This is a genomic window from Streptococcus sp. 3874 (genome assembly GCF_013276425.1).
Classification (GTDB): Bacteria; Bacillota; Bacilli; order Lactobacillales; family Streptococcaceae; genus Streptococcus; species Streptococcus pseudopneumoniae.
Genome location: NZ_VMLA01000012.1, coordinates 1 through 26988, shown reverse-complemented (window position 1 = coordinate 26988; position 26988 = coordinate 1). Strand labels below are relative to the sequence as shown.

The window sequence follows — 26988 nt, the reverse complement described above, 5'->3', positions numbered from 1 at the left end:
GTTATGACGCGCTTACGGTAAAATCATTAGAGATGTTGTGAGTTTATGGAGACACCCTTGATTTGTAAAATGTTAAATAGTAGAGAATCATTTCATCTATTCTTTGTTTACCAGTTTATCGAAATGGCTAGTATAGTGTAATTTTAACTTGTCTTCTCCTAAAATATCAAGGACTTGTATGGCCTGTTTCATTTTTTCAATTCCGCTATCTGAATGACGCTTAAATTCAAAGTAACCAGTTGCATAGAGAAAAACTGTCTGTTCATAAAAGTTTAATTCATTATCTAATAATGCTTTTATTTCGGTGATTAGATAAGTACAGTTTGAAAATTCTTCCTTATCTACGCTCAGAATTAGACAATTGATGGCCAATTGAGTGACAATTCGCTTATTTGTTTTATTCAATGAAGAGTAGATGTAATTGTTCAACATTTCCTTTGTTAATAGGAAGTAGGAGTTGTAGTTTATTGTTCGTACACAGTTACCTAATAAAGTGATTTCATAGTAACCCCATTTTTCAACTTTGAAGAGATAATCTGTCAATTGAAGTAATTCTTTATTTGATGGAATAATGCTGGAATCCATTGTATGTAGAATGGATTTTATCATTGTTTTCTCGAACGAATTTAAAGTGTAATGTGATGAGTCAGAAAGTAGAGCGGCTATATTATTGATGTTTTGTGATGAATATTGCTTACGAATATATTGAACCAAATTAGCGAATAATTCAGTATTAGTATAATCTTCATCATGTAAAATAAGAAACTCATCTAAAGTAATGTGTAATTTGTCTAAAATATTGATAAGTCGAATACAAGATATCTCTGATTCCCCACGTTCGAATCTAGATATTTGAGATTTTGAAAGATGTTCATCTGCTACAGAGCATAGACTAATTTGTTTTCCTTTACGAACTTTTCTAAGTGTGATGCCAAGTTTTGATTTCATAATTTCCCATTTTCCCAACAAAAATTAAATCCGTTTTTATTTATTGTACAATAAATAAAAACGGAAAGGAAGTCCGAGTATGAAGAAAATTTCAAAATTTTTGCCGATTTTGGTTTTGGTGATGGATATTATCATAATTTTTGGTTAGTAAAAGATGAATTAGAAGGAATGTGGTATGATCAGCAATAAAATTTCATCAGAGTTAAAATATTATCTATATATCATTTTTACAAATTTACGATTTACTAGAATAGTAAATATTATCTTTATTGTCCAGTTTTTGGGATTATCTTTAGTACAATTTGCATTTTTTCAATCTATTTTTCTATTTTCTCAATTAGTTTCAGAGATTCCCTGCGGAATTTTAGGAGATAGATTTAGTAAGAAGAAAATCGTTCTATTGGGACTAGTTCTGTTATCAATTACTCCATTATTAACTCTTTCATCAATCTTGCTAATGAAGGACTATGTTTACTATGTTATTCTAGGGGCATTTGTTTTAGAAGGAGTAGGAAATGCTTTATTAAGTGGAGCTGATGATGCCTTGTTTTTTGAATCTCTAAGAAGTGAAGGCAAGGAGGAGAGTTATGGGAAAATAAGAGGAAAGTTACAATTAATCAGTGCTCTGACTTTGGGGATTGCTACATTTATAGGAGGTGGTTTGTATAGCATTACAAGATATTTACCATATTTTATTCAGTCTTTTACACTTATAGGTTCAATGATAATCATCATATCTATTCCAGATAATCAGAAAAACGCTATAGAAGATCTTAATCAAAATGGTGTTCCGAAATTTAAAGAATTATTTTCAGTTTTTCATAGGTTGCTAGAATCTACTAAAATTCTTTTCATGTTCGCTTTTACTACGGTTATTGTCTCAGCAATTAACGTAATGTTTGCTTTATTACCAGATTATTTTTCTAAAATAGGATTTTCTACATCTATTAATGGAGCTATGTTTATGATTTATAGTATCATTGGTGGCATAGTAGCAACTCAAGCTTATAAAATATCAAAAATAAGAGTTTCTAAATTAATTATGCTGCTATCATTGATACTAATGATTTCCATTATTTTTCAAATTTTGCCTTTCAATGCCACATTTATATTTAGTCTTCTACTGTTGTACATTATCATAGATATTCTTGATCCTATTATCATGGAGATGTTACATCTTTGGGTTGATGACAATTCAAGAGCAACAGTTATATCAGGACTATCCTTTTCAATTAGTCTTGTTACAATGTTGGTAAATCCGATAATTGGTGTAGGAATTCAAATATTTAATATGAGAATAACTATCTTATTGATTTCTAGTTTTATGATTGTAATGATATTAATCTCGTATATGTTAATAGAAAAAACTAAAAGGAGTAAAAAACATGAAAACAGAGAATAAGGCTTATTTAGGTGATTCCAGAGCTATGGAAGATGTCGAAAATGATTCTGTTGATTTAATAATCACTTCTCCACCATATTTTAATTTAGTTGATTATCAACACGATAATTAGATTGGGTTAATAGAAACATATAAAGGCTATATTTAGAGTCTAAATAGTGTTTGGGAAAGATGTAGTAAAATATTAAAAGAAACAGGAACAATTTGCATCAATATTTGCAGTTCTGTAGAAATTAGCAGAAAAAATCAAAATATGTATTACGATATCAAACATGAAATTGAAAAATTCTTTGCGGAGCATAATTTCTATATTGAAGGGACAATAATATGTAATTTGAATAATACTTCATATATCAAAAATCAAGTTGAAAAATATCCTTCAAGTTATTCGAATAATGAGTCTTTGATTCTAAATAACTATGAATACATATTGATTTTTAAGAAAAAGTCAGAATTTATAGTGTGGGATAGAAACATTGAGGGAACTAAATTTATTGACTGCATTTGGAATATACCTTGGGATTATTCTACAAGACCACCAGCTTTTTCAGAACAAATTGTCAATCAACTTATTGATATTTATTCTCTGGAAGGTGATGTTGTGTTGGATCCGTTTATGAGGCAAGCAACTACATCTTTGTGTGCTTTTAAGAAAAACAGAAAGTTCATTACTTATGAATTAAATCCAACCACTTATAAATTATGAAGAAACCTTTAAGACAATTTTGAAAGACGAGCATCTCGTCCTTGTTATTGGACGATAAACAAGTGGAACTTACTCTGACTTGGAATTCCACTTGTTTTTCGATTTTTATCAGATTAATTTCAACTTTTATTGGCATTGGAAGTTAGTTTGGGAATTTAGAAAAAATCCAGATATACCAAAGGGGTAAGCGATATTGGATAAAAATCAAGTGATAAAGTAGGGAGTTTATCAAGCGTCTAATCTCAAATGTATTAGGCGCTATTTGCTTTTTCTATGGTATAATAGAAGGTGGATTTATTAAGGAGTATGAAGAATTTATGATTAAACTAGTAGCAACAGATATGGACGGTACCTTCCTAGATGGGAATGGACGCTTTGATGTGAACCGCCTCAAGTCTCTTTTGATTTCCTACAAGGAAAAAGGGATTTACTTTGCGGTGGCTTCGGGTCGAGGATTTCTATCCTTAGAAAAATTATTTGCTGATGTTTGTGATGACATTATTTTCATCGCGGAAAATGGCAGTTTGGTAGAATATCGAGGTCAAGACTTGTATGAAGTGACTATGTCTCGTGAGTTTTATCTGGCAACTTTTGAAAAGCTGAAAATGTCACATTATGTAGATATCAATAAGCTGCTCTTGACGGGGAAAAAAGGCTCTTATGTGCTAGATACGGTTGATGAGACCTATTTGAAAGAGAGCCAGCATTATAATGAAAATATCCAAAAAGTAGCGAGTTTGGAAGATATTACAGATGATATTTTCAAATTCACAACCAACTTCACAGAAGAAACACTGGAAGCTGGGGAAGCTTGGGTCAATGAACATGTTCCTGGTGTTAAGGCCATGACAACTGGCTTTGAATCCATTGATATTGTTCTGGACTATGTCGATAAGGGAGTGGCCATTGTTGAATTAGCCAAAAAACTTGCTATCACAATGGATCAGGTTATGGCTTTTGGAGACAATCTAAATGACTTGCATATGATGCAGGTTGTGGGACATCCTGTAGCTCCTGAAAATGCACGACCAGAAATTTTAGAATTAGCAGAGACTGTGATTGGTCACCATAAGGACCAGTCGGTTATAGCTTATATGGAGGGCTTATAATGGCAGATATAAAATTGATTGCATTGGACTTGGACGGGACCTTGTTGACTACTGATAAAAGGCTGACGGATCGTACCAAGGCAACTTTGAAAGCTGCGCGTGATCGTGGTATTAAGGTTGTATTGACAACTGGTCGTCCCTTAAAAGCCATGGATTTCTTTCTCCATGAGCTAGGGACTGACGGCCAAGAAGATGAGTATACGATTACTTTTAATGGTGGTTTGGTTCAGAAAAATACAGGAGAAATCCTTGATAAAACAGTCTTTTCATATGATGATGTGGCACGCTTGTATGAGGAAACAGAGAAATTATCACTGCCTCTTGATGCTATCTCAGAAGGAACTGTTTATCAAATCCAATCCGACCAAGAAAGTCTTTATGCCAAATTTAATCCAGCTTTGACTTTTGTTCCAGTGGACTTTGAAGACTTGTCTAGTCAAATGACCTACAATAAATGCGTGACTGCCTTTGCTCAAGAACCCTTGGATGCAGCCATTCAAAAGATTTCTCCAGAATTGTTTGACCAATATGAAATCTTTAAATCACGTGAAATGTTGCTAGAATGGTCACCAAAGAATGTTCATAAAGCAACAGGTTTGGCAAAACTAATCAGCCATCTAGGAATCGACCAAAGCCAAGTTATGGCCTGTGGTGATGAAGCCAATGACCTTTCTATGATTGAATGGGCAGGGCTTGGTGTTGCCATGCAAAACGCTGTTCCTGAAGTAAAGGCAGTCGCAAATGTAGTGACGCCAATGACCAACGATGAAGAGGCTGTCGCCTGGGCTATCGAAGAATATGTGCTAAAGGAGAACTAAGATATGGGATTATTTGACCGTCTATTCGGAAAAAAAGAAGAACCTAAAATCGAAGAAGTTGTAAAAGAAGCTCTGGAAAATCTTGATTTGTCTGAAGATGTTGAGCATGCCTTAACAGAAGCTGAGGAAGTTTCTCAGGAAGAAGCAGAGGTGGAAATTGTTGAACAAGCTGTGTTCCAAGAAGAGGAAATCCAAGACACAGTTGAAGAACGTCTGGATTCAGAGCTAGCTGTAGAGGTTCATCAAGAAGAAATAGAAGAATTGCCAAACTCAGAAGAAGTCTCAGAGGAAGAGAACACTGAGCGCGAAGGAACTGAAGAAGAAAATAGCTTTGAAGCGCTTGAAGCACAAACGCCTCAGGTAGAAGAAACTGTTCAGGAAAAATATGACCGCAGTCTCAAGAAAACTCGTACGGGCTTCGGTGCTCGCTTGAACGCCTTCTTTGCTAATTTCCGATCTGTTGACGAAGAATTTTTCGAGGAACTGGAAGAACTGCTGATCATGAGTGACGTTGGTGTCCAAGTCGCTTCTAACTTAACAGAGGAGCTTCGTTACGAAGCCAAGCTTGAAAACGCCAAGAAACCTGATGCACTTCGTCGTGTCATCATTGAGAAATTAGTTGAGCTTTATGAAAAGGATGGTAACTACGATGAAAGCATCCACTTCCAAGATGGCTTGACAGTCATGCTCTTTGTTGGTGTTAATGGTGTTGGGAAAACAACTTCTATTGGGAAACTAGCCCACCGCTACAAACAAGCAGGTAAGAAGGTCATGCTGGTTGCGGCAGATACCTTCCGTGCAGGGGCAGTAGCCCAGCTAGCTGAATGGGGTCGACGTGTAGATGTTCCAGTTGTAACTGGACCTGAAAAAGCTGACCCAGCCAGTGTCGTATTTGATGGCATGGAACGTGCCGTGTCCGAAGGTATCGATATTCTCATGATTGATACCGCTGGTCGTCTGCAAAACAAGGATAACCTCATGGCTGAGCTGGAAAAGATTGGTCGTATTATCAAACGTGTTGTGCCCGAAGCTCCGCATGAAACCTTCTTGGCACTTGATGCATCAACAGGTCAAAATGCCTTGGTACAGGCTAAAGAATTTTCAAAAATTACCCCTTTGACAGGAATTGTCTTGACTAAGATTGATGGCACTGCTCGAGGTGGTGTGGTTCTAGCCATCCGTGAAGAACTCAATATTCCTGTAAAATTGATTGGATTTGGTGAAAAAATCGATGATATTGGAGAGTTTAACTCAGAAAACTTTATGAAAGGTCTCTTGGAAGGCTTAATCTAATCAGAAACAAAAATCCTGCAAGGAACAAACTTGCAGGAATTTTGTTTATTCTAAACGACCATCTTGACGATAGGCGATATCTGGTTGCCAAGTCCATTTGGCATCGAATTTTTCAAGTAAGTCAAAGCTGGCTTGAGGTCCCATGCTTCCAGCTTTATAGTCATGAAGTGGGGCACCATTTTCAGCCCAGAGCTCTTCGATACGGTCAATCAATTTCCATGACGCACCAACTTCATCCCAGTGGCTAAAGTTAGTTGAGTTGTTATTTAGGACATCATAAATCAATTTCTCGTATGGTTCTGGAGAAGCACCAGTTGCGGTCGCATCTGTACGGTAATCAAGTGAGTTAGGAGCCAAGTTAAATTCTTCTCCTACCTGCTTCCCATTTAGGCTAAGAGAGAAGCCTTCTGTTGGTTGGATATAGATGGTCAAAATGTTTGGAGCAAGTGGTTCTCCAAAGATAGAATCCATTTGTTTAAAGACGATGTTGACATGAGTTCCTTTTTCAGTTAGTCGTTTACCTGTACGGAAAAAGAAAGGAACACCACGGAATCGATCGCTGTCTACAAAGAAAGCACCAGATGCAAAGGTTTCAGTTGTAGATTCTGGATTCACATTTGGCTCGCTACGATAAGAGATGTATTTCATGCCATCAATCTTACCAGAACGATATTGACCACGGATAAAGTGTTCTTTAAGTTCTTCATCAGTTGGATGATAGAGATTTTTAAAGACCTTAATCTTTTCAGCACGAATCTCGTCTTTTGTGAAGCTGGCTGGCTTGTCCATGGCAAGCAGAGAAAGAAGTTGTAGAGTATGGTTTTGTACCATGTCGCGGAGGGCACCAGATTGGTCATAGTAGCCACCACGTTCTTCTACCCCCAAGCGCTCTGCAAAGGTAATTTGAACATTGTCGATAAAGTCCTTGTTCCAAACGTTTTCAAAAATCAGGTTGGCAAAGCGAACTGCAAAGATACTTTGAATCATTTCCTTACCAAGATAATGGTCGATACGGAAAATTTGTTCTTCGTTAAATGTCGCTAGGAGCTCGTCATTCAACTTGCTTGCAGTTGCGTAATCTGTACCAAATGGTTTTTCAACGATTAAGCGTTCAAAACCTTTACCATCCACAATGTTTTCAGACTTGAGGTGTTTGGCAATGGTTCCAAAGAATTGAGGAGCCATAGACAAGAAGAAGAACTTGTTGTGTTCAGCTTGGTACTTGTCATTTAATTCAGCCTGTAATTGACGTAGAGCAATGTAGTGTTCTGTATCATTGACATCATGACTTTGATAGTAGAAGTGGCTAGCGAATTCTTGAGCCTGTTCGGTACTATCTGCCAAATCAAGGATCGATTCGACGACAACAGATTCAAAATATTCCTTGCTCCAAGGACGACGGGCAGTTCCAATGACGGCAAAATGTTTGGAAAGATTGCCGGATTTATATAGTCTAAATAGGGAAGGGTAGAGCTTGCGTTTAGCCAGGTCTCCACTCGCACCGAAAATTGTAACAATAACCTTAGATGACATCTAGCTACCTAATTTCTATTTTTATTCCTAGTCTTGCTAGGTATGAGGAAACCTCATTTCATAAACTTAATTCTAACATAATTTTCCGAAAAATCAAAAAATCCAATACGAGGTAGAAAAAAACTGCAAGGAAATCCTTACAGTTTGAGTTTAAACGTTTAAGACCTTGTCCAAGAACTCTTTCAGACGTGGGTGCTGTGGGTTATCAAAGATTTGATCAGGTGTTCCGTCTTCAAGGAATTCACCATCTGCAGTAAAGATAACTCGGTTGGCAACCTGACGAGCAAATCCCATCTCATGGGTTACGATAATCATGGTCATGCCTTGTTTAGCCAAGTCTTTCATAACGTTTAGTACGTCTCCGACCATCTCAGGGTCAAGGGCAGAAGTTGGTTCATCAAAGAGCATGATGTCTGGATTCATTGCAAGTCCACGAGCGATGGCTACACGTTGTTTTTGACCACCTGACAGGCTATCTGGACAGGCCTTAGCCTTATCTGCTAGCCCAACCTTGTCAAGCAACTCCATTCCCAATTTTTCAGCTTCTTCCTTAGTCATCAACTTGTGCTCAATAGGAGCAAAGGTGATGTTGTCCAAAACAGACATATGTGGGAAGAGGTTGAAGTGTTGGAAAACCATTCCGATATTTTCACGTACGTGGTCAACGTTGGTTGTTTTTTCAGTTAAGTCATAACCGTTCACAGTGATGTGACCGCTAGTAACTTCTTCCAAGAGATTTAGGCTACGGAGGAAAGTTGACTTACCAGAACCTGAAGGACCAATGATACAAACAACATCTCCTTCATAGAACTTGGTCGTAATTCCTTTTAAAACTTCATTTTTTCCGTAGCTTTTGTGTAAATCATTTACATCAATTTTTAGTTTTGCCATTAACGAATCCTCTTTTCTAAGCGTTTCGCTAGTTTAGTCAAAAGTGTGATAATTACAAGATAGAAGATAGCAAGGATTGCATACATCTTGAAACTTTGGTAGTTACGTGCAATGATAATCTTACCAGTTTGGAAGAGTTCAACCAAACCGATAGCAGATACGATGGTTGTATCTTTAAGTGCGATAACGAATTGGTTGACAAAGTTTGGCAACATCAATTTAGTTGCTTGTGGCAAGATAATCTTACGCATAGTTTTTCCATAAGAGATACCCAAGCTTCGACTGGCTTCCATTTGACCAACTGGAACGGCCTGAATACCACCACGAACGATTTCAGCGATATAAGCGGCTGCATTGAGAGAAAGGGCAATAGTACCAGCTACAAAGTCGTTAATTGGACTTTGTTGGCCTGTAATAGACTCGATGAAGTTTGGAATTCCCCAGAAGATGAAGGCTGCAAGAATCATCAATGGAATACCTCGAATAACGTCAACGAAAATCTCAGAAATCACACGAAGAGATTTATACGGGCTGACACTAAACATACCGAAGATAATCCCGATAACAATAGCAATAGCAAATGAGATAAGAGCTAGAGCAAGAGTGATACCAAGACCGCTAAGGAGTTGTTTGTAGTTGTTTTGAAGCAAGCCCCAGATAGTTGTTTCGTCAACAGTGCTTGTTGAAGCGGTTGATGACTCACTAGCTAGGTATTTATCAAGAATCTTTTGGAATTCTCCGTTTGCTTTAAGGTTTGCAAGTCCGTTGTTGAACATTTCAATCAATTCTGGATTTGCTCCTTTTTTAACGGCAAAAGCTGTTTCACCGATCGGAGTTCCAGCGATTGGTGTTTTCAATTTTTGTCCTTGGCTGATAGAATATTTGAGAACAGGTTCATCATCCATAACGGCATCAATGGCACCAGTGTTTAAACTGTCATACATTGAAGAACCATCAGCGAAGGTTTTGATTTTGTAGCCGTATTTGCTTTGATTTTCTGTTAGGAAGGTTTGAGAAGCGGTTCCGTTTTTAACACCAACTGTCTTCCCTTTCAAATCTTCATAAGAAGCAATGGTACTTGATTCTTTGACACCAAGGATTGTATTAGCAGTGTAGTATGATTCTGAGAAGTCAAAAGTTGCCTTACGAGCATCTGTGACAGACATACCAGCAATGATACCATCAGCTTGTCCAGCTTGAACAGCACTGATAGCGGCATCAAAACCAGGGTTGGTGATTTCAATTTCAAAACCTTGATCTTTAGCGATTGCCTTAATCAATTCCATATCAATACCAGTGTATTGGTTGCTTGAATTTTGGAAAACAAAAGGTGCAAAAGAAGAATCGCTGGCAATGATGTATTTAGCTTTAACAGGAATGGCTTTGAAGCCTGCAAGAGTAGTTGTAGTTGGCACTGCTGAAGATGATGAAGCAGTCCATTTCTTGATGATTTTATCAAGACTACCATCTTTTTTCATTTCAGCTAAGGCTTGGTTAAATTCAGTAACCAGGTGTTCGTATTTGCTTCCTTTTTTAACACCGAAAGCAAAACTTCCTACAGCTTCCCCATCCATTTCAATATGGAGGTTTTGCCCTTGGTTAATGGCATACTCGATAACAGGTTTGTCATCCATCATGGCATCGATGGCACCAGCAGTCAAGCTGTTGTTCATCAAATCACCAGTGTCAAATGTTTTAATAGTAAAACCGTATTTATCCTTGATACTTTCAAGGAAACGTTGAGCGGCTGTTCCGTTTTTAACACCAACAGTTTTTCCTTTTAATTGGTCATATTTACTAATCTTGTGTGACTTAGTAGTTGCAATGACAACTTTTGTATCATAGTAAGTATCAGACATGGTGAAAACTTTTTCACGTTCTTTCGTCTTTGTCATCCCTGCCATGATAGCATCAGCTTGACCAGCTTGAACCGCATTGACCGCTGCGTCAAATCCAGGATAGGACATCTGAATGTTCCATCCTTTAATCTCAGCGACTTTGTTAATAATGTCAACATCAATTCCTTTATAAGTTTGATCTGAATCTTTAAACTCAAAAGGCGCATAGGCGGTATCAGAAACAATCTTAATCGTCTCAGCTTTTGCAATACCTAATGAGAAAATTGGGAATAAAATTAGCAAAAATGCTAGAAATTTTTTCTTCATTTTTAGTCTCCTTTTCCGAATATTTTCCCATTATATCAGAAAAAGTAAAAAAAGGCAAATTTTTATATTTCTGTGTTAGAAAATATAACATCCATAATTCTTGTTTTGTCTTGAATCACACAACAGAAGTGCTATAATAAAGGTATATCATATAGTAAAAGAGGATAAAGTTATGAAAGACAAAAGAATCTTAAAAGACTTTGAAACTTCTAAAATGAGTTTAAACATTTACACAAGCCCCTTGTTAGCTCTATTTTTCGTCTATATATCTGAGTTCATATCTTCTCTATTTTTTGGCCTTAGTTTTTTAGCATTGATCGGGCTATTTAGCAATCTTGGTATGGGTGGTCAAAGAATTGCAGATTTCCTTCAAATGTTATTTCAGAATTTATCTGATAAAACAAGTGACATCCATTTAATATTTGAATTATTGTCCTTTGGTTTTATCATCTTAACTGTGTTTAGATGGACTAGAAAAGTAGAGAAAAGACCGATTCGAACCTTGGGATTCTATAAAGAAAATTTTTTAAGTGCCTTATTTAAAGGATACGGTCTTGGTCTATCCCTCTTTATACTTGCTTTGGCTGGACTAGTAGCCTTGGGGCAGTATCAATTTGACTCCATTCACTTGGATACTTATTCGCTAGCTTTTACTTTATTTACAATACCTTTTTGGATTTTACAAGGAACGGCAGAAGAATTGGTTACTCGTGCTTGGCTGATTCCACAATTGGCTAAGAGAACTAATCTTAAAGTCGCTATTATCATATCTAGTAGTCTCTTTACCTTACTTCATTTAGGAAATCCAGGCATAACTTTCTTATCTGCAATTGATCTCTTTTTATTCGGAGTTGCCATGTCCCTATATCTTCTTAAAACAGATACTATATGGGGTATAGGTGGTATTCATGGAGCCTGGAATTTCGCACAGGGAAACCTCTTTGGAGTATTAGTTAGTGGTCAGTCTTCAGGAACATCAATCATGAAATTTACTCCACAAGGCAATCAAGACTGGCTATCTGGTGGGTCTTTTGGTATTGAGGGTTCCATCGTGTCCAGTATTATTTTGTTTCTGCTGATTCTTTATCTCGCTTATCAATTAAAGAAAGAAAATGAAAGGATGTGACTTCGGTCCGTCCTTTTCTTCGTGAAAATGCTACAAGTATGCTAAAATAGGAATAGCACATGGAGAGAGGATTCTTATGATTAACCGCATTACAGATAATCAATTTAAACTAGTATCAAAATATCAACCATCAGGAGATCAACCCCAAGCTATCGAGCAGTTGGTTGATAATATCGAGGGTGGAGAAAAAGCTCAGATTCTGATGGGGGCGACCGGAACAGGGAAGACCTATACCATGAGTCAGGTCATTTCCAAAGTCAATAAACCAACTCTGGTCATTGCCCACAATAAAACTCTGGCAGGACAGCTCTATGGGGAGTTTAAAGAATTTTTCCCTGAAAATGCAGTTGAGTACTTCGTATCCTACTATGATTATTACCAGCCAGAGGCCTATGTCCCTTCTAGCGATACCTATATTGAGAAGGATAGTTCTGTCAATGACGAGATTGACAAGCTTCGCCACTCCGCTACTTCGGCCCTTTTGGAGCGTAATGATGTTATTGTCGTGGCCTCAGTCTCTTGTATCTATGGTTTGGGTTCGCCCAAGGAATACGCTGACAGTGTCGTTAGTCTCCGTCCTGGTCTAGAGATTTCTCGTGATAAACTCTTGAATGACTTAGTTGACATCCAGTTTGAGCGAAACGATATTGATTTCCAACGGGGAAGATTTCGTGTGCGTGGGGATGTGGTAGAGATTTTCCCAGCCTCTCGTGATGAGCACGCTTTTCGAGTAGAATTTTTTGGAGACGAAATTGACCGTATTCGTGAGGTTGAGGCTCTGACAGGACAGGTCTTAGGAGAAGTGGATCATTTGGCGATTTTTCCAGCGACACACTTTGTGACCAATGACGACCACATGGAAGTTGCCATTGCTAAAATTCAGGGCGAATTAGAAGAGCAACTAGCTGTCTTTGAAAAGGAAGGCAAACTACTTGAAGCCCAACGTTTGAAACAGCGGACAGAGTATGATATCGAAATGTTGCGTGAGATGGGCTATACCAACGGGGTTGAGAACTATTCACGTCACATGGATGGACGGAGTGAGGGTGAGCCTCCTTATACCCTTCTCGATTTCTTCCCAGATGATTTCTTGATCATGATTGATGAGAGCCACATGACCATGGGACAAATCAAGGGCATGTACAATGGAGACCGTTCGCGTAAAGAAATGCTAGTAAATTATGGTTTTCGTTTGCCGTCTGCTCTGGATAATCGTCCTCTCCGTCGTGAAGAGTTTGAAAGCCATGTCCATCAGATTGTTTACGTTTCAGCGACACCGGGCGACTATGAAAATGAACAGACCGAGACAGTAATTGAGCAAATCATTCGTCCAACGGGACTCTTGGATCCTGAGGTGGAAGTCCGTCCGACTATGGGACAGATTGATGACCTTTTGGGTGAAATCAATGCCCGTGTTGAAAAGAACGAACGAACCTTTATCACAACTTTGACTAAGAAAATGGCAGAAGACTTGACTGACTACTTCAAGGAAATGGGCATCAAGGTCAAGTACATGCACTCGGATATCAAGACTTTGGAACGGACGGAGATCATCCGTGACCTGCGCTTGGGTGTCTTTGACGTCTTGGTTGGAATCAACCTCCTACGTGAAGGGATTGATGTCCCTGAAGTGAGTCTCGTAGCTATTCTCGATGCTGACAAGGAAGGTTTCCTTCGTAACGAACGTGGCCTCATCCAGACTATTGGACGTGCTGCCCGTAACAGTGAAGGCCATGTCATCATGTATGCGGACACTGTGACCCAGTCTATGCAACGTGCCATCGATGAAACTGCCCGTCGTCGCAAAATCCAGATGGCTTATAATGAGGAGCATGGTATTGTGCCACAAACCATTAAGAAAGAAATCCGTGACTTGATTGCCGTAACCAAGACTGTTGCCAAAGAAGAAGACAAGGAAGTTGATATCAATAGTCTTAACAAACAAGAGCGCAAAGAACTGGTCAAGAAACTAGAAAAACAAATGCAAGAAGCCGTCGAAGTGCTTGACTTTGAACTGGCGGCTCAGATCCGTGATATGATGTTGGAAGTCAAGGCCTTGGATTAGGGGAATAGTATGATTTATTTAAGAAAGTTAAAGAGAGAAGATTTGATGTCTTTATAGGAAATGGATTATTCACAACTTAATCCAGTTTGGAAACAGTATGATGCTCCCTATTATGATGATTATCAGTATTTTTCAAATTTTAAAGAATTCGAACTACAAAAATCAGAATCCATTTTAAGCAACTCAAATCGCCTTGGTATTTTTGTTGATGATAAACTAGTTGGGACTGTTTCGCGTTATTGGGTATGTAAAGAAACAAGATGGATGGAATTGGGAATTGGTATTTATGATAAAAAATTCTGGAACACTGGTATTGGGAAAGTTGCTATGTTGCAGTGGATAGATAGGACGTTTCAGGATTACTTGGAGTTGGAGCATCTGGGTTTGACAACTTGGTCAGGAAATCTTGGTATGATGAAACTTGCTGAAAAATTAAGAATGAAAAAAGAAGCTCATATTCCAAAAGTTCGTTATTATCAAGGTAAATATTTTGATAGTATTAAATATGGTATTTTGAGAGAAGACTGGGCGAAAATAAATGACGGTTATTATCAAATCAATGGAAACTCCTGAAGAGATAGAAGGTAAATCCCTTGTTCACTGGCAAACGTGGAGAGAGGCTTATGATGACCTTTTGCCTGCAGAATTTCAGGAGACAATGACATTAGAAAGATGTCGACTCTTTAGTCAAAAGTATCCAGAAAATACATTGATTGCGATAGATGATCTGAAGGTAGTTGGTTTTATCAGTTATGGTAACTTTCGTGATGAGACTATTCAAGCTGGTGAAATTATTGCTTTCTATGTTTTAAAAGACTATTACGGAAAAGGCATAGCACAAAAGTTAATGAAAGCGGCTTTGACTGCTCTTAATCATTTTTCTGAAATTTTCTTATGGGTATTGAAAGATAACAAGCGAGCCATTGCTTTCTATCAAAAAATGGGTTTTACTTTTGATGGACAAGAAAAAATACTTGAACTTGGAAAGCCTATGAAGGAAAAACGGATGGTATTCTATTCTAAATAATTCTCAAAAGTAAAAGCTAATATGGTACCAAGTCTGAAAATTTAATAACTTAGAAAGCGAGTAAATTTATGTCCCGTTCCCAATTAACGATTTTAACAAACATTTGTCTGATTGAAGACTTAGAAACTCAGCGCGTGGTGATGCAGTATCGCTCTCCTGAAACCAATCGCTGGTCTGGTTATGCCTTTCCAGGAGGCCATGTAGAAAATGGCGAGTCTTTCGCGGAGTCTGTCATTCGTGAAATCTACGAAGAAACAGGATTGACTATCCAAAATCCTCAACTGGTCGGTATCAAGAACTGGCCACTAGATACAGGCGGGCGCTACATTGTCGTTTGTTATAAGGCAACTGAGTTCTCTGGTACCCTTCAATCTTCAGAAGAGGGAGAAGTTTCTTGGGTGCAAAAAGACCAGATTCCAAACTTGGATCTGGCCTATGATATGCTACCTTTGATGGAGATGATGGAAGCTCCGGATAAGTCAGAGTTTTTCTACCGCCACCGTACAGAAGACGATTGGGAAAAGAAAATTTTCTAGTCTTTTACTAAATAACCGAGCTGATCCAAGGCCTCCTCGATATAGTGGAGGTCTTGTTGTGTTTCTTGTGTAATAGTAATAATATATTTGGAAAAATATATGTACTATGAAATAAATTTAAAATATTTTTAGAAAAGTATTGACAAATAAAAAGAAAACGTTTACTATAGAATAAGGGAACGGTTCCACAACGTAAGAAGGAGGAGTGATGACTACAATAAAACAGGTTGCTGAAGAAGCTGGAGTATCAAAATCAACGGTTTCAAGATATATATCAAAAAAAGGTTATGTTGGAGATGATGCGAGAGAGAAAATAAAAAATGCGATTAAAAAATTAAATTACACACCAAATGTATTAGCACAATCTTTGAAAACCAAAAAAAACCAAATGGTAGGACTTTTATTGCCAGATATTTCAAATCCCTTCTTCCCAAGATTGGTTCGAGGCGCTGAATCATATTTGAAAGATAAAGGTTATAGAATTATGGTTGGTACGATTTCAGACCAAGAATCTTTGAGTGAATATGTTAACTTACTGTTGAAAACAAATGCTGCTGGCATTATTACTACACATGACTTCACAAAAGAATATCCAGATTTATCATTACCTGTTGTTGTAGTTGACCGAATTAGTAAAGATACAGGTTACGGTGTTTTTTCTGATAATCAGTCAGGTGGTCGTTTGGCTGCTGAAGCAATCTGTAATGCAGGTGCTAAACAAGTTCTGATTATTAAAGTTTTAGATGATAAAGCCGAGAATATCGCGGAACGGTTTGAAGCAAGTTTAAACTATTTGAGGAATAAATCTTTAGAAATTTGTATTGAAGAAAGTGAAACGTTTGACTTTGAAAAAATTCAAAAAGAAGCTAAAGAAAATCTAAAAAGAAATCCAAATATCGATAGTATTATAGCACCTTCTGATATTCATGCGATAGCTTATATTCATGAAATTTTAGCAATTGGTAAAAAAATTCCAGATGATATTCAAATCATTGGTTATGATGATATTGTACTTAGTCAATTTATTTACCCTTCTTTATCAACTATTCACCAATCATCATATAAAATGGGAGAACAGGCTGCAAAGCTAATCTATAATATGGCAAATAAGTTCTCTATAGATGAAGCTAAAATTAAACTACCTGTTAGATACGTAGAAAGAAATACATTAAGGAGAAAGTAATGAGTAAAATTGTTGTTGTTGGAAGTATTTCAATGGACTTAGTTATGAGAACAAAAAGGATTCCAGAAGGAGGTGAAACGATTTTTGGGGATTCGTTTAATATAGTTCCAGGTGGAAAAGGTGCAAATCAAGCTGTAGCTATTGGTAGATTATCCAGTGTAGAAGATAATATTTACATATTTGGAAATGTCGGAGAAGATATTTTTTCAGCAGATTTATTAAGTAATCTGCAAAATAATAATATTTCTACAGAATATGTGGGAACGGTACCACAATATACAGGAGCTGCACAAATTACTTTATATGGAGGTGATAATAGGATTATTTATTATCCCGGAGCGAATAATTTAGTTAAAACAAATGATTGGAAAAATGAGTGGGAATTAATTAGTGATGCAAGTATTGTTGTATTACAGAATGAAATACCACATGAAGCCAACCTATCTATAGCTAAATTTTGTCAAGAAAATCAAGTTAAGGTACTTTACAATCCTGCACCAGCTAGAGAAACAGACATAGAGATGATTCCTTTTTGTGATTTTATGACTCCTAATGAGCATGAATGTTCAGAGCTTTTTCCAGATAAGAAATTAGAAGAAATTATTAAAATTTATCCTAATAAAATGATTGTGACATTAGGAGTTGAAGGTTCTATTTATTATGATGGGACAGTAGTTCAGAAGATTCCTGCTATAAAAGCAGAAGTAGTTGATACTACAGGAGCAGGAGATACGTTTAATGGTGCTTTTGCTTATGCTATCTCAAAAGGAAAAGAGATGAATGTTGCATTGTCCTTTGCAACGATTGCTTCACATCTTTCTGTTCAAAGATTTGGAGCGCAAGGAGGCATGCCGAGTTTGAAAGAAATAAAGGAGCATTCAGGATATGAAGAAATATGGGATTTTAAATAGTAATATAGCAAAACTAGCTGATGATTTAGGTCATATGGATTTGGTTTGTATCGGAGATTTAGGATTGCCAGTTCCAAAAGGTGTTGACAAAATTGATTTAGCATTAAGAAAAGGTAGTCCAAGTTTTTTAGAAGTTTTAAAAGAATATTCAGATCATGTACTTATTGAAAAAATTTTCTTAGCAGAAGAAATTAAGGAAAAAAACAAAGAACAGTGGCAAGCAGTTCTAGATCTTTTAGGATCGAATATAATTATTGAATATATTAGTCATGAAGAATTGAAAGCTATGAATACTAAAGTTAAGGCAGTTATTCGCACTGGAGAAGATACACCATATTCGAATATAATCTTGCAATCAGGAGTTATTATTTAGAGGGGGGTTACCTATGAAAATTGAAATGAAGAACATTTCAAAATCTTTTGGGAATAATCGTGTTTTAGAAAGTATTGATTTGGTTCTTAATTCAGGAGAAGTTCATGCTTTAATGGGAGAGAATGGTGCAGGCAAATCAACCTTAATGAATATTTTAACTGGACTTTTTCCAGCTACTTCAGGAACTATTTTTATTGATGGAAAAGAAAAAACATTTTCTAATCCTCAAGAGGCAGAACGGTTTGGACTGAGTTTTATTCATCAGGAAATGAATACTTGGCCAGATATGACTGTACTTGATAATCTTTTTTTAGGAAGAGAAATAAAAAATTCGATTGGGTTTTTAGATAAAGCTAGTATGGAAAGGAAAGCTAAAGAAGCATTTAAACGTCTTAATATCTCTATTCCTCTTGATGCAATCATTGGTCAATTATCAGTCGGACAACAACAAATGATAGAAATAGCAAAATGTTTATTATCAGAAGTTTCCTTGTTAATTATGGATGAACCCACAGCAGCTTTAACTGATCGTGAAACTGAAACACTTTTTAAAGTGATAGAAGGATTAAAATCTGATGGTGTAGGTATTGTGTATATTTCACATCGGATGGAAGAAATCTTTAAGATTACAGATCTTATAACTGTTATGAGGGATGGGTTTGTAATTGATACCAAGAAAACGAAGTTAACTAATGCGGATGAATTAGTTCAGAAGATGGTAGGCCGTGAATTAGAAGATTATTATCCAGAAAAAAAGGCTGAGATTGGGAATATTGTTTTTCAAGCTAAGAATCTTTCTGGTGATGCTTTTACGGATATTTCTTTCTATGTACGTCAAGGGGAAATTCTTGGTTTTTCTGGTTTGATGGGTGCTGGTCGTACTGAAATAATGCGAGCAATTTTTGGAATTGATTCTTTAAAATCTGGTCAAATTATAATAAACGAAGAACAACTGATAATTAAAAATCCTTTTGAAGCAATTAAGCATGGAATTGGTTTCTTAACAGAAGATCGTAAAGATGAGGGATTGATTTTAGATTTTTCTATTAAAGATAATATGACTTTACCTAGTACTCGTGATTTTGTTAAAAATGGTATTTTTGATAATAAAACAAGTGATATATTTGTACAACGTTTAATTGATAGGCTACGAATTAAATCAGGTTATCCAGATAAGGAAGTTGGAACACTTTCTGGTGGTAATCAACAGAAAGTAGTTTTAGCAAAATGGATAGGTATTGCACCAAAAGTACTGATTTTAGATGAGCCAACTCGTGGGGTAGATGTTGGAGCTAAGCGTGAAATTTACCAATTAATGAATGAATTGGCTGAACGAGGTGTGCCGATTATTATGGTATCTTCAGATTTACCAGAAGTGATCGGAGTCAGTGATCGCATTATGGTCATGCATGAAGGTAGAATTAGTGGGGAATTAACACGTCGAGAAGCTACACAAGAAAAAGTTATGCAACTAGCTACAGGAGGACAATAGTGTGAAAAATACTATGAAGTATATGTCAGAATTGACAACAGTAATAGCATTGATAATTTTAATGGCTGTCATCACTATTATCAATTCAAATTTTTTAACAGCAAATAATCTGTTAAATTTACTATTGCAAGTAACATCAAATGCACTGATCGCTTTTGGAATGACCTTTGTTATTCTAACAGGTGGAATTGATTTATCAGTTGGATCAATTTTAGCCTTATCCAGTGCGCTAACCGCTGGCCTATTAGGATCTGGAATGCCTGTTACGTTAGCAATTCTCATCTCTTTAATTTTGGGTTGCATTCTGGGGATGATGAATGGTTTATTGATTTCCTACGGGAAATTAGCTCCATTTATCGTCACTTTAGCAACTATGACTATTTTTAGAGGCGCAACACTTGTTTATACAAATGGGAATCCTATTACAAAAGGATTAAGTGATACATTCTTATTTCAATTTTTGGGGCAAGGTTACATAGTCGGAATTCCATTTCCTGTAATTATTATGTTTATTGTATTTATTGTTTTATATGTTTTACTTCATAAAACAGCATTTGGTAAATCTGTGTATGCTATAGGGGGGAATGAAAAAGCAGCATATATATCAGGTGTGAAACTAAATAAAGTGAAAATTATCATTTATTCAATTTCAGGTATGATGGCTTCAATTTCTGGATTGATTATAACATCACGCTTAAGTTCTGCTCAACCAACAGCAGGTGCTAGTTATGAAATGGATGCTATTGCAGCTGTTGTTCTTGGGGGAACTTCATTATCAGGAGGTAAAGGTCGTATACTGGGAACTCTAATAGGTGCTTTAATTATTGGAGTTTTGAATAATGGACTTAATATTATTGGTGTTTCAGCATTTTGGCAGCAAGTAGTAAAAGGAGTTGTAATTTTAATTGCTGTTCTGATTGATCGTTTTAAAGTTGTAAAACAGTAGAATCATTTTCAATTTTTTTGGAAATAGTAACAATTTATTAGATGACGAACAATAGTCGGGATGGAAACTATCCCTATAGATATATATTACGAGGAGTAATAACATGAAAATTATTAAAAAAATTAGCATTTTTGCTTTGTTTGTAACATTTATTTTTGCTTTAGTAGCTTGTGGAAAAACTGGTTTAGGAAATTCATCAAATGATAATAAATCTACGATTCAAAAGTCGGCAAAAGAATTAAAATTAGGAGTTTCTATTTCGACTACTAACAATCCCTATTTTGTAGCTATGAAAGATGGTCTTGAAAAAGCCGCAAGAGAAAAAGAAGTAACTTTGAAGATAGCAGATGCACAAGATGATGCTGCTAGACAAGCAGATGATATTCAAAATTTTATTAGTCAAAATGTAGATGCTTTACTAATTAATCCAGTTGATTCTGATGCAATTGTAACATCTATTAAAGCTGCTAATAATGCAAATATTCCAGTAATCTTAATTGACCGCGGTAGTAATGGCGGTGAAGTCTTGACAACTGTTGCTTCTGATAACGTAGAAGCAGGTAAAATGGCTGCAGAATTTATTACCAAGCAATTGGGAGAAAAAGCAAAAACTTTTGAATTATCAGGAGTCCCTGGCGCTTCTGCAACTGTAGATAGAGGTAAAGGATTTGAACAAATTTCAAAGACAAATTTAGATGTTCTTTCTAGTCAATCCGCTAATTTTGATCGCGCAAAAGCTTTGAATACAGCGCAAAATATGATTCAAGGAAACAAAGAAGTACAAGCAATCTTTGCACAGAATGATGAGATGGCGTTAGGAGCTGCACAAGCAGTAAAAGCAGCTGGCCTTAGCAATGTATTAATTGTTGGTATTGATGGTCAACCAGATGCACATGACGCTATTTCAAAAGGTGATATTACTGCCACTATTGCTCAGCAACCAGCTAAGATGGGTGAAATTGCTATTCAATCAGCAATCGATCATTATCAAGGGAAAAAACTGGAAAAAGAAACAGTTTCTCCAATTTATCTTGTGACTAAGGATAATGTTGATCAACATAACTGGTGATATATTTTTAGTAAGTAGGTGGTTGTTAATTTTCATTCAATGTAGTTTTTAAATATCATTGTTACTAATTGAGTTATTGGGTGCAAAAAGACCAGATTCCAAACTTGGATCTGGCCTATGATATATTGCCTTTAATGGAGATGATGGAAGCTCCGGACAAGTCGGAGTTTTTCTACCGTCATCGTACAGAAGATGATTGGGAAAAGAAAATTTTCTAGTCTTTTACTAAATAACCTAGCTGATTCAAGGCCTCCTCGATATAGTGGAGGTCTTGTTGTGTCTCGGCTTCAACTAGGTGATAATGAATACCATCTGTTAACTCAGAAATTGGCTTAAAGTCAGAACGTTCAACTTGTTCTAGAAAATGTTGCACGTCGCGGCGACAGGTCAGTTTTAGTAAGGTTTCAATCTCTCCATAAACAGGATGATCAATCAAGATATTTTGAACGCGACCACCATTATCTACGATAGCAAGTAATTCTCGTCCAATTTCTTCAACTTCATGCTTGACCTTAAATAATTTGTGATGATAAGTATTTGCATTAGCATCTTTATAGATATAACCACGATTGGTAGATAGAATTGGAGCTCCATCAGCTCTTAAAATTGCAATATCTTGAACAATAACTTGTCGAGTGACATGAAAGTGCTCAGCTAATCTTTGGCCATTGAGGGCTTTAGGAGCTTCTTTCAAGAGTTGGAGCAGGGCTTGTTTGCGATCTTTTGTCATAGTTCTTCCTTTTAACGGCGTTTTCGAAGCACTTTATAGACAGCTAGTGCTAATGTATAGTCTACCATACTATGGATAATTGTACCAAATCCAACTAGTACAAATAGAACATAAAACATATTTTCTACATTGGTACCAGAAGTTGCGTAAAAAACGACACAGGCCAATACTTCAGCAAGGGCATGGACAAGCGCTAAAACAAAGTTGAAAATCCAGGAAGCTTTTGGTTTATCTAGGGTATCGGGGAATTTTTGTAGGTAAAGAGCCCCCAAAGTCCCAAAAAAGATATGGGAAAAAGCTCGAAATACGATAACCATGGGATAGCCAGCCATCAAAAATCCAAAACTAGAGGCTAGGATGACAAAAACAGCCATTAAGGGCGACAAGAACATAGCGATAAAAATAGCGATGTGGCTTCCCAAAGTGTAAGAAGCAGGTGGAATGACGATCTTGAAAGGCATAACAATTGGAATCAAAATTGCGATAGCCGTTAAGAGGGCAGTCATGGTCATAAATTGTGTTTTTTTCCGTGTATTCATAAGAATCTCCTTTTTAGCTGTATATACACTAGTATAGTACAATAAACCAGACAATAAAGCAAGGATTTACTTGGGTTTATAGATCATTTTTTAGTTAAAAGTTAGTAAAGATTTCACTAAAAAGAAACTGTATAGAGCAAAATCTCCACCTTCAAGCTTGAAAGTGGAGATGTTTTTATTTTTTCAAAGTCTGTAGTCTTGGAACAATGGCTAGGGTTAGAACTGCGGAAATGACTAATTCAGCAATCGAATTTGTTGAGATAACGGTTGCAAGGAGTTTTTGGATATTACCATCAAAGACATTTCCAAAAAGGTAAAAAATTCCACCAAGGACAAAGACTGTATTAGTAAGTGAACCAAGGGCGCCAGCTAGAATCAGACCGGTTTTATTTTTCATCAGTTTATAGACCAGATAAGGAGTTAAACCAATCAAAATACGTGGAACGATGGCAATGATAGCTGAGTAGATGTTTCCGTTTGGTACAAATGGGGAGAAGAGGTAGCTTGTCGGTAGAATCGTAATTGTATTAACCGTCAAACTAAGTAGCCCCATCAAAAATCCAAGTGTAACTCCAACGCGTGGACCGTAAATAATGCTGGCAATAATGACAGGAATATGAACGATGGTCGGTTTGATTGGGAATGGAAAAAGGTTAAAGATAAGTGAGCTCAGAAAGTGTATCACGAGCATGGTTGCAAAAAAGATAGCAATGGGTGCAATATTAGAGCGTTTTTTCATCGAGAGTTTCCTTTATTCTTTCTAAAATAATTGTGAGGTCGGCTAAAGCTCCTCGTCCATGGTCGCCACAAGCTAGTAGGGATTCCTTAGGAGCAATCAGCTGATAGCCGTAGGCTTCTAATGTTTTCAGATTAGCCTGAGTTGCTGGATGGTCATACATTTTTGTATTCATAGCTGGTGCGATGAGTTTGGGAATATGACTGGGCAGGGCTAGAGCTGTACAGGTTACCATGTTATCCGCAAAGCCGTGGGCTAGTTTTGCAATAGTGTTAGCAGTTGCAGGGGCCACGATAAATAAATCCGCCTTTTTTCCAAGTTCGATATGATTGACCTGATCAGGATAGGGTTCCTTCATGACATCCAAGTGGACAGGATTCTGTGAGAGTACCTGTAGTGTCAAAGGTTGGATAAACTCTGTAGCAGCCTGAGTCATTAAGACAGTGACTTGATGGCCTTGTTTTTTAAGAGAACTGACTAAATCTGCCGACTTATAAGAGGCGATTGAACCCGTTACAGCCAAGAGAATGTTTGCCATAGTTTTCCTTTCTAAGAATGATAGGCTTGAATTTTTTCAAGGAGGAGTTCTGCAATTTCTTCTTTAGTCTGGACTGTTTGAAGCTGATTTTTCTCAACAAATATAGCTCGGTGCTGACCTGCTGAAATTTGAGTCAGGTCATTCGCGATGATTAAATCTGCTTGATTCTTGATAAGACTTTTTCGTGCAATGTCAACCAGATGATCTTCGGTAACATCAACCAGCAGTTTGAAACCAATCAGATGAATAGTAGGATTCCATTCCTTGACTAGGGATATGATTTTGGGTGTCTTTTTAAGGAACAAAACCTGAACCTCATCAGTTGAAGAAATCTTGGCCTGATGATTCTGCTTGCTTAAAAATTCTTTTAGATTGGAGCTAGCCTGAACTTCCTCAAGCCCTGTCATATAAACAGGAGTGTAATCGGACACAGCCATTGAGTGAATCAAGACCTGATAGTCCTTGACACGTTCTTGCATTTCTAGTAGAAGGTCCTTGGTATTGGTAATTTCTCGAATGCTTAGGTTGGGATGGGCTTCTGGCTTCACGGCTCGTTTTGTTGTTATCAAACAAACTTCATGCCCTGCAGCAAGCAAGGTTTCTGTGATGATTTTGCCCAAGCGTCCTGTGGAATGGTTAGTGATAGAGCGGACGCTATCGATAGCTTCACTGGTACCGCCCGATGTAACTAAAATTTTCATAGCACTATTGTACACAAAAATAAACGGTAAGTAAAATGAAAGTGATAAATTTTTGGTAGAAACGAATATTTACTATAGTTTCAAACTATAAAGCCATATAAAATTTAAGAAAGGGCTCTAAAAATCTTAAAAAAATGGATATTTACGAACGTTTAGAGAGTTTGAGGATGTTAAAAATCTTGTTTTGTGATATAATGAATTATCATATAAGAGGTTAGAGGAGTTTTGAATGAAAACAGATATTGAAATCGCACAGAGTATTGAGTTGAAGCCAATCGTTGATGTTGTAGAGAAACTTGGTATTTCTTACGAAGATTTAGAGTTGTATGGAAAGTACAAGGCTAAGCTCAGCTTTGATAAAATTCGTGCAGTTGAGAGCAATCCAGTTGGGAAATTGATTTTGGTTACTGCCATCAACCCAACACCTGCAGGTGAAGGAAAATCAACTATTACCATTGGTCTTGCGGATGCCTTGAACAAGATTGGCAAGAAAACCATGATTGCTATTCGCGAACCATCTCTTGGTCCAGTAATGGGAATTAAGGGTGGTGCCGCTGGTGGTGGTTATGCTCAAGTTTTGCCAATGGAAGACATCAACCTTCATTTTACTGGAGATATGCATGCCATTACGACTGCCAACAATGCTCTTTCTGCCTTGATTGACAACCACTTACATCAAGGGAATGAGTTGGGAATTGACCAACGTCGTATCCTCTGGAAACGCGTTGTGGACTTGAATGATCGCGCCCTTCGTCATGTAACTGTTGGACTTGGTGGCCCTCTAAACGGTATTCCACGTGAGGATGGATTTGACATTACAGTTGCTTCCGAAATCATGGCAATTCTTTGCTTGGCAACGGACATCGAGGACTTGAAACGTCGTTTGTCCAATATTGTTATCGGTTATCGTTACGACCGTACACCAGTTTCTGTTGGCGATTTGAAGGTTGAGGGTGCCTTGGCTTTGATTTTGAAGGATGCGATTAAGCCGAACCTGGTTCAGACAATTTACGGAACACCTGCCTTTGTACACGGTGGTCCATTTGCCAATATCGCTCACGGATGTAACTCTGTCTTGGCAACAAGCACAGCCCTTCACTTGGCTGATTACACAGTTACTGAAGCTGGTTTTGGTGCAGACCTTGGTGCTGAGAAATTCCTTGATATCAAGACACCAAACTTGCCAACTTCTCCAGATGCAGTAGTTATTGTAGCAACTCTTCGTGCCCTTAAGATGAATGGTGGTGTGGCTAAAGACGCTCTGACTGAAGAAAATGTAGAGGCAGTTAGAGCAGGTTTTGCCAACTTGAAACGCCATGTTGAGAACATCCGTAAGTTCGGTATTCCAGCAGTCGTAGCTATCAACGAATTTGTATCTGATACAGAAGCTGAAATCGCAGCCTTGAAAGAACTTTGTGCTTCTATTGATGTGCCAGTTGAACTAGCAAGTGTCTGGGCTGATGGTGCAGAAGGTGGAGTAGCACTTGCTGAAGCGGTTGTCAAGACTATCGCTGAAAATCCAGCTAACTATAAACGTTTGTATGACAATGACCTTTCTGTTCAAGAAAAGATTGAAAAGATTGTTACTGAAATCTACCGTGGTAGCAAAGTAAACTTTGAGAAGAAAGCTCAAACACAAATTGCTCAAATCGTTCAAAACGGTTGGGACAAATTGCCAATCTGTATGGCAAAAACTCAATATAGTTTTTCAGATAATCCAAATGTACTTGGAGCACCTGAAAACTTTGAAATTACCATTCGCGAATTGGTGCCAAAATTAGGTGCAGGCTTTATCGTTGCCTTAACTGGTGATGTCATGACCATGCCAGGACTTCCAAAACGACCAGCTGCTCTCAACATGGATGTTGAAAGCGATGGAACTGTACTAGGCTTGTTCTAGTGGATTGAAATTGACTTTGAGAGACTGGGTAAAAACTCAATTTCAGGAGAAAATGAAGTAAATTTTCCCATAATAGAGCGCATAATATCAAGGTTTTTCAACACCGGATATTATGCGTTTTTTGAGTTTAAATATTTTTGCCCTACCTATTTCTTATTTGCTGCAAGCAGTTCATCAATAAAATTTAGTCCTCTTTCCCTTGGGAAGAGGCTTTTTATACTCAATGAAAATTAAAGAGCAAACTAGGAAAC

General features: G+C 37.1%; 28 protein-coding genes and 2 pseudogenes. 20 read left to right on the top strand and 10 right to left on the bottom strand.

The window, feature by feature from the left end; genetic code table 11:
- Window positions 1-96: 96 nt before the first annotated feature.
- Window positions 97-948 carry an Rgg/GadR/MutR family transcriptional regulator gene (locus tag HT703_RS01050; RefSeq protein WP_054392836.1) on the bottom strand — a complete coding sequence of 284 codons (852 nt, stop codon included), beginning with the start codon at window positions 946-948 and terminating at the stop codon, window positions 97-99.
- 79 nt (window positions 949-1027) lie between these two features.
- On the opposite strand from HT703_RS01050, the gene HT703_RS01045 reads away from it, so the two are divergent.
- The 7 genes from HT703_RS01045 to ftsY all read left to right on the top strand — a co-directional run bounded on the left by HT703_RS01045 (window position 1028) and on the right by ftsY (window position 6276).
- The gene (locus HT703_RS01045; protein WP_133302227.1) at window positions 1028-1096 is read left to right on the top strand and encodes an SHP2/SHP3 family peptide pheromone; all 69 of its coding nucleotides are present in this window, start codon (window positions 1028-1030) and stop codon (window positions 1094-1096) included.
- Window positions 1097-1123: 27 nt separating this feature from the next.
- Window positions 1124-2350, top strand: coding sequence for an MFS transporter (locus tag HT703_RS01040; RefSeq protein ID WP_023936223.1), 1227 nt, complete (start codon window positions 1124-1126; stop codon window positions 2348-2350).
- A complete protein-coding gene (locus tag HT703_RS11565) occupies window positions 2334-2462 on the top strand; it encodes a site-specific DNA-methyltransferase (protein ID WP_004242334.1) in 129 nt (42 codons plus the stop codon). The genes HT703_RS01040 and HT703_RS11565 overlap by 17 nt, the downstream gene beginning before the upstream one ends.
- Before the next feature lie 69 nt (window positions 2463-2531).
- Window positions 2532-3056 carry a DNA methyltransferase gene (locus HT703_RS01035; RefSeq protein ID WP_345890284.1) on the top strand — a complete coding sequence of 175 codons (525 nt, stop codon included), beginning with the start codon at window positions 2532-2534 and terminating at the stop codon, window positions 3054-3056.
- A gap of 317 nt (window positions 3057-3373) precedes the next feature.
- Window positions 3374-4165 carry an HAD family hydrolase gene (locus HT703_RS01030; protein ID WP_172929832.1) on the top strand — a complete coding sequence of 264 codons (792 nt, stop codon included), beginning with the start codon at window positions 3374-3376 and terminating at the stop codon, window positions 4163-4165.
- Window positions 4165-4983, top strand: coding sequence for a Cof-type HAD-IIB family hydrolase (locus HT703_RS01025; protein ID WP_000763444.1), 819 nt, complete (start codon window positions 4165-4167; stop codon window positions 4981-4983). Before HT703_RS01030 ends, HT703_RS01025 begins: the two co-directional genes overlap by 1 nt.
- A gap of 3 nt (window positions 4984-4986) precedes the next feature.
- Window positions 4987-6276, top strand: a complete 1290-nt coding sequence (ftsY, locus tag HT703_RS01020; RefSeq protein ID WP_023936220.1) for a signal recognition particle-docking protein FtsY — start codon at window positions 4987-4989, stop codon at window positions 6274-6276.
- A 45-nt stretch (window positions 6277-6321) separates the two neighbouring features.
- Here ftsY and zwf read toward each other — a convergent pair whose 3' ends face one another.
- The 3 genes from zwf to HT703_RS01005 all read right to left on the bottom strand — a co-directional run bounded on the left by zwf (window position 6322) and on the right by HT703_RS01005 (window position 10865).
- Window positions 6322-7809, bottom strand: coding sequence for a glucose-6-phosphate dehydrogenase (zwf, locus tag HT703_RS01015; RefSeq protein WP_054392838.1), 1488 nt, complete (start codon window positions 7807-7809; stop codon window positions 6322-6324).
- A gap of 150 nt (window positions 7810-7959) precedes the next feature.
- On the bottom strand, window positions 7960-8700 hold the full coding sequence (locus tag HT703_RS01010; protein ID WP_001096326.1) for an amino acid ABC transporter ATP-binding protein: 741 nt from the start codon (window positions 8698-8700) through the stop codon (window positions 7960-7962).
- Window positions 8700-10865, bottom strand: a complete 2166-nt coding sequence (locus HT703_RS01005; protein WP_054392839.1) for an ABC transporter substrate-binding protein/permease — start codon at window positions 10863-10865, stop codon at window positions 8700-8702. The genes HT703_RS01010 and HT703_RS01005 overlap by 1 nt, the downstream gene beginning before the upstream one ends.
- A gap of 172 nt (window positions 10866-11037) precedes the next feature.
- Here HT703_RS01005 and HT703_RS01000 point away from each other — a divergent pair, with 172 nt between their 5' ends.
- From HT703_RS01000 to HT703_RS00980, 5 genes are all read left to right on the top strand, one after another.
- Window positions 11038-11991 (top strand): CPBP family intramembrane glutamic endopeptidase, encoded by a 954-nt coding sequence (locus tag HT703_RS01000; protein WP_023940195.1) that lies wholly within the window; start codon window positions 11038-11040, stop codon window positions 11989-11991.
- A gap of 76 nt (window positions 11992-12067) precedes the next feature.
- Complete coding sequence (gene uvrB / locus HT703_RS00995) at window positions 12068-14056, top strand: excinuclease ABC subunit UvrB (RefSeq protein WP_000610430.1); 1989 nt, start codon at window positions 12068-12070, stop codon at window positions 14054-14056.
- A gap of 60 nt (window positions 14057-14116) precedes the next feature.
- Window positions 14117-14629, top strand: a complete 513-nt coding sequence (locus HT703_RS00990) for a GNAT family protein (RefSeq protein ID WP_000386636.1) — start codon at window positions 14117-14119, stop codon at window positions 14627-14629.
- Window positions 14595-15083 (top strand): GNAT family N-acetyltransferase, encoded by a 489-nt coding sequence (locus tag HT703_RS00985; protein ID WP_000216015.1) that lies wholly within the window; start codon window positions 14595-14597, stop codon window positions 15081-15083. The genes HT703_RS00990 and HT703_RS00985 overlap by 35 nt, the downstream gene beginning before the upstream one ends.
- 68 nt (window positions 15084-15151) lie before the next feature.
- Complete coding sequence (locus HT703_RS00980; RefSeq protein WP_000091552.1) at window positions 15152-15619, top strand: 8-oxo-dGTP diphosphatase; 468 nt, start codon at window positions 15152-15154, stop codon at window positions 15617-15619.
- Here the strand turns inward: HT703_RS00980 and HT703_RS00975 are convergent.
- A pseudogene (locus tag HT703_RS00975) lies at window positions 15616-15684 on the bottom strand (DNA-binding transcriptional regulator); the annotation flags it as partial. The gene HT703_RS00980 and the pseudogene HT703_RS00975 sit on opposite strands and share 4 nt — an antisense overlap.
- A 143-nt stretch (window positions 15685-15827) precedes the next feature.
- Between HT703_RS00975 and HT703_RS00970 the strand changes: the two are divergent.
- The 7 genes and pseudogenes from HT703_RS00970 to HT703_RS00940 all read left to right on the top strand — a co-directional run.
- Complete coding sequence (locus tag HT703_RS00970; protein ID WP_000207600.1) at window positions 15828-16802, top strand: LacI family DNA-binding transcriptional regulator; 975 nt, start codon at window positions 15828-15830, stop codon at window positions 16800-16802.
- On the top strand, window positions 16802-17713 hold the full coding sequence (gene rbsK / locus HT703_RS00965; protein ID WP_000036809.1) for a ribokinase: 912 nt from the start codon (window positions 16802-16804) through the stop codon (window positions 17711-17713). The genes HT703_RS00970 and rbsK overlap by 1 nt, the downstream gene beginning before the upstream one ends.
- Window positions 17688-18086 carry a D-ribose pyranase gene (gene rbsD / locus HT703_RS00960; protein ID WP_000759835.1) on the top strand — a complete coding sequence of 133 codons (399 nt, stop codon included), beginning with the start codon at window positions 17688-17690 and terminating at the stop codon, window positions 18084-18086. Before rbsK ends, rbsD begins: the two co-directional genes overlap by 26 nt.
- A 13-nt stretch (window positions 18087-18099) precedes the next feature.
- Window positions 18100-19578: a sugar ABC transporter ATP-binding protein gene (locus tag HT703_RS00955; protein WP_000687782.1), complete on the top strand. Its 1479-nt coding sequence runs from the start codon at window positions 18100-18102 to the stop codon at window positions 19576-19578.
- A 1-nt stretch (window position 19579) separates the two neighbouring features.
- Window positions 19580-20524, top strand: coding sequence for a ribose ABC transporter permease (gene rbsC / locus HT703_RS00950; protein ID WP_023938584.1), 945 nt, complete (start codon window positions 19580-19582; stop codon window positions 20522-20524).
- Between the two features lie 103 nt (window positions 20525-20627).
- Window positions 20628-21593, top strand: a complete 966-nt coding sequence (locus HT703_RS00945) for a substrate-binding domain-containing protein (RefSeq protein WP_054392844.1) — start codon at window positions 20628-20630, stop codon at window positions 21591-21593.
- Window positions 21594-21670: 77 nt separating this feature from the next.
- A pseudogene (locus HT703_RS00940) lies at window positions 21671-21811 on the top strand (NUDIX hydrolase); the annotation flags it as partial.
- Here HT703_RS00940 and HT703_RS00935 read toward each other — a convergent pair.
- The 5 genes from HT703_RS00935 to coaB all read right to left on the bottom strand — a co-directional run bounded on the left by HT703_RS00935 (window position 21808) and on the right by coaB (window position 24837).
- On the bottom strand, window positions 21808-22323 hold the full coding sequence (locus HT703_RS00935) for a transcription repressor NadR (protein ID WP_054392845.1): 516 nt from the start codon (window positions 22321-22323) through the stop codon (window positions 21808-21810). The pseudogene HT703_RS00940 and the gene HT703_RS00935 sit on opposite strands and share 4 nt — an antisense overlap.
- Window positions 22324-22334: 11 nt before the next feature.
- Window positions 22335-22862 carry an ECF transporter S component gene (locus tag HT703_RS00930; protein WP_001097393.1) on the bottom strand — a complete coding sequence of 176 codons (528 nt, stop codon included), beginning with the start codon at window positions 22860-22862 and terminating at the stop codon, window positions 22335-22337.
- Between the two features lie 175 nt (window positions 22863-23037).
- Window positions 23038-23601, bottom strand: a complete 564-nt coding sequence (locus tag HT703_RS00925; protein WP_000747412.1) for an ECF transporter S component — start codon at window positions 23599-23601, stop codon at window positions 23038-23040.
- Window positions 23585-24136: a phosphopantothenoylcysteine decarboxylase gene (gene coaC, locus HT703_RS00920; RefSeq protein ID WP_001284126.1), complete on the bottom strand. Its 552-nt coding sequence runs from the start codon at window positions 24134-24136 to the stop codon at window positions 23585-23587. Before coaC ends, HT703_RS00925 begins: the two co-directional genes overlap by 17 nt.
- 11 nt (window positions 24137-24147) lie before the next feature.
- On the bottom strand, window positions 24148-24837 hold the full coding sequence (gene coaB / locus HT703_RS00915; protein WP_000699519.1) for a phosphopantothenate--cysteine ligase: 690 nt from the start codon (window positions 24835-24837) through the stop codon (window positions 24148-24150).
- Window positions 24838-25066: 229 nt separating this feature from the next.
- Between coaB and HT703_RS00910 the strand changes: the two genes are divergently transcribed.
- Window positions 25067-26737, top strand: coding sequence for a formate--tetrahydrofolate ligase (locus HT703_RS00910; RefSeq protein ID WP_054392846.1), 1671 nt, complete (start codon window positions 25067-25069; stop codon window positions 26735-26737).
- The last annotated feature ends 251 nt before the right edge of the window (window positions 26738-26988 follow it).